This is a genomic window from Desulfofundulus sp., from assembly GCF_049701015.1.
In the GTDB taxonomy this organism is placed as follows: domain Bacteria; phylum Bacillota; class Desulfotomaculia; order Desulfotomaculales; family Desulfovirgulaceae; genus Desulfofundulus.
Genome location: NZ_JBNATZ010000298.1, coordinates 1 through 2,799 on the forward strand (window position 1 = coordinate 1; position 2,799 = coordinate 2,799).

Annotated in this window: 2 protein-coding genes and 1 tRNA gene; all 3 read right to left on the reverse strand. The window is 52.9% G+C overall.

What is annotated here, in order from left to right; translation table 11 throughout:
• Window positions 1-117: 117 nt before the first annotated feature.
• A tRNA-Ile gene (locus tag ACPLUI_RS13490) sits at window positions 118-193 on the reverse strand.
• A gap of 147 nt (window positions 194-340) precedes the next feature.
• Entirely contained in the window at window positions 341-1,432 is a 1,092-nt protein-coding gene (rpoD, locus tag ACPLUI_RS13495) for an RNA polymerase sigma factor RpoD (RefSeq protein WP_424660770.1), read from the reverse strand.
• 4 nt (window positions 1,433-1,436) lie between these two features.
• The coding region (locus tag ACPLUI_RS13500) for a toprim domain-containing protein (RefSeq protein WP_424660771.1) at window positions 1,437-2,799 on the reverse strand (1,363 nt) is incomplete at its 5' end.

Here is a 2,799-nt window from a genome sequence, read left to right on the forward strand (position 1 = left end):
CACTTGACCATGGGGCCGTATGTCGTCAGTCGTCGGAGGTCAGAAGTCGGAAATTGCCTGACACCTACAAAACAATAAAAATTCCGCCCTCCAACTTCCGACCTCCGACATGCATTCTGGTGGGCCCACCAGGACTCGAACCTGGAACCAGCCGGTTATGAGCCGGATGCTCTACCAATTGAGCTATAGGCCCACAAAAAGCCGCCCGCAGCTGCAGTGCGTCAACCACTTGCTTGGGCGAGCCGTTCTCCCATCGCAGAACGGTGCACTTATGATTATACATAAAAACGCCGCCCCGGTCAATGATTTTGTGAAGAAAAATTATACCGGGGCCGGCGGTTTAATCCAGGTAATCTTTGAGTTTCTTGCTCCGGCTGGGATGCCGCAGCTTGCGAAGGGTTTTGGCCTCAATCTGCCGGATGCGTTCCCGGGTTACCCCGAACTTCTGCCCCACTTCCTCTAAAGTACGCGCACGGCCGTCATCCAGCCCGAAACGCAAGCGCAGAACTTTTTGTTCCCGGTCGGTAAGGGTTTTTAGAACCTCCTCCAGCTGCTCCCGCAGGAGTGTATAAGAGGCCTCCTCCGCAGGCGCCCGGGCATCCTGGTCCTCGATGAAATCCCCCAGGTGAGAATCTTCCTCCTCCCCGATGGGAGTTTCCAGGGAAACCGGTTCCTGGGCTATCTTCATGATCTCCCGCACCTTCTCCTCGGAAATGCCCATCTCCCTGGCAATTTCCTCCGGGGTCGGTTCCCGGCCCAGTTCCTGCAAGAGCTGGCGTGAAACCCGGATAAGCTTGTTGATGGTTTCCACCATGTGCACCGGAATCCGGATGGTTCTGGCCTGGTCGGCTATAGCCCTGGTGATGGCCTGCCGGATCCACCACGTGGCATAGGTACTGAATTTGTAGCCCTTGCGATAGTCGAATTTTTCTACCGCCTTGATCAGACCCAGGTTACCCTCCTGGATGAGATCCAGAAAGAGCATACCCCGGCCTACATAACGCTTGGCTATACTGACCACCAGACGCAGGTTGGCCTCCGCCAAACGCCTTTTTGCTTCTTCATCTCCCTGTTCCATACGCTTGGCGAGTTCTATTTCTTCTTCCGGAGTCAACAGGGGAATCCGCCCAATTTCTTTCAAATACATCCGTACAGGGTCGTCTATGGCAACCCCTTCGGGGATGGACAGATCCACATCTTCTTCTGCCGGTGTCTCAATAACGGCATCGTCTATAGGCTCCAGATCCGGGATTTCCGGCACCACTTCTATACCGAGGCCGGCTAATTTTTCATAAATATCATCAATTTGTTCCGGCGTTAAATCTACCCCCTGCAGGGTATCCATAATCTCACTGTAAGTGAGAACGCCCCGTTTTTTGCCTTTTTCGATTAATTCTTTGACACAATCGAGTTTGCTCAGTTCATCCCCCAATTTCTCATTCCCCCTTTCCAGCAGGGTCTACCAGGCTTTGCAGGTCACCCAGGATTCGGATTACACGTTCCTGATCGCCAACCCTCTCAGCCTCGGCCAGTTCCTGTATGAGTGTTTCTCTTCTTTCGCGCAACATGTTTCTCTTAATGGTAGATAAAAGATCGGGAATTATTTTAACCGGGTCATCCCCGGGTATTTTTTCCATAGACAAGCGGCTTAATAAGTGTTGTCCTTCTTCGTCCAATTCCTGCATCCATGCAGCGGGGTCAACCCGAACCACCTCGCTATCACGACAGATAAGCTGATAAATTTGACGAAGGACAGGATCCCGTGGGAAGGAATCACCCAACTCCCGGCGAACCTCACCCGCGTACCGGGGGTAATTTAACAGTAACTGTACAAGCAGGGACTCCGCCTTATTTCGGGGGCTTGCTATTATATTATGTTTATTTTTAGCAATTTTATCCGGATTTAACCATTTTTTGCCCCGATTTTTGTTAAATTGCTTCAAGGCATCCCTTACCGCTTCCCAGCTCAAACTCAAGCGGGCAGCTACTCGTTTAATCCCCTCTTCGCGCTCCACTTCCCCGGACATGGCCGCCAGATTCGGCAGGACTTCGTCCAGCAGAGAAGCGACACCATCACCTTTTTCAAACGCCCGCCCAAGCTTGTAATCCAGCAGGGAACTCGCCGTTTCGACCAGTTGCTGCCATTTCTCCTTCCCATGCTGCCTGATAAAGTCATCAGGATCCTTTCCATCGGGAATGGTGACCACCCTCACGCGAAACCCAAGCTGCTGCAAGAGGTCGAGACCCCGCATGGTGGCAGCAATACCTGCCGCATCAGCATCGTAAGCAATGACCACGTCTTTAGTGTAACGGGACAAAAGATGACCCTGCTCTGCAGTAAGGCTGGTCCCTAGAGAAGCCACCGCATTTTCAATGCCGTGCTGGTGGGCGGTAATAACATCCATATAGCCTTCCATGATGATGGCGTAACCTTTCTCCCGGATGGCTGCCCGGGCCAGATGCAGGCCGAAGAGGACCTGTCCTTTATTGAATACTATTGTTTCCGGGGTATTCAGGTACTTTGGCTGGCTGTCATCCAGCACCCGGCCCCCGAAGCCCACCACCCGCCCCTGGGCGTCGCAAATGGGAAAGACAAGTCGGTTTCTAAACCGGTCGTAAACCTTCCCCCGTTCCCCCCTGACCAGCAAACCCAGTTCCACAGCCCGGTGAGAAGGGCAGTTGCGGGAGGCCAGGAAGTGCAACAGATTATCCCACCCGGGAGGAGCATAACCTAGCTGAAAAACCTCCCGGGTGTACGGAGAAGTTAAGACTTTTCGGGGAGATAGAGAAGTAACCCTT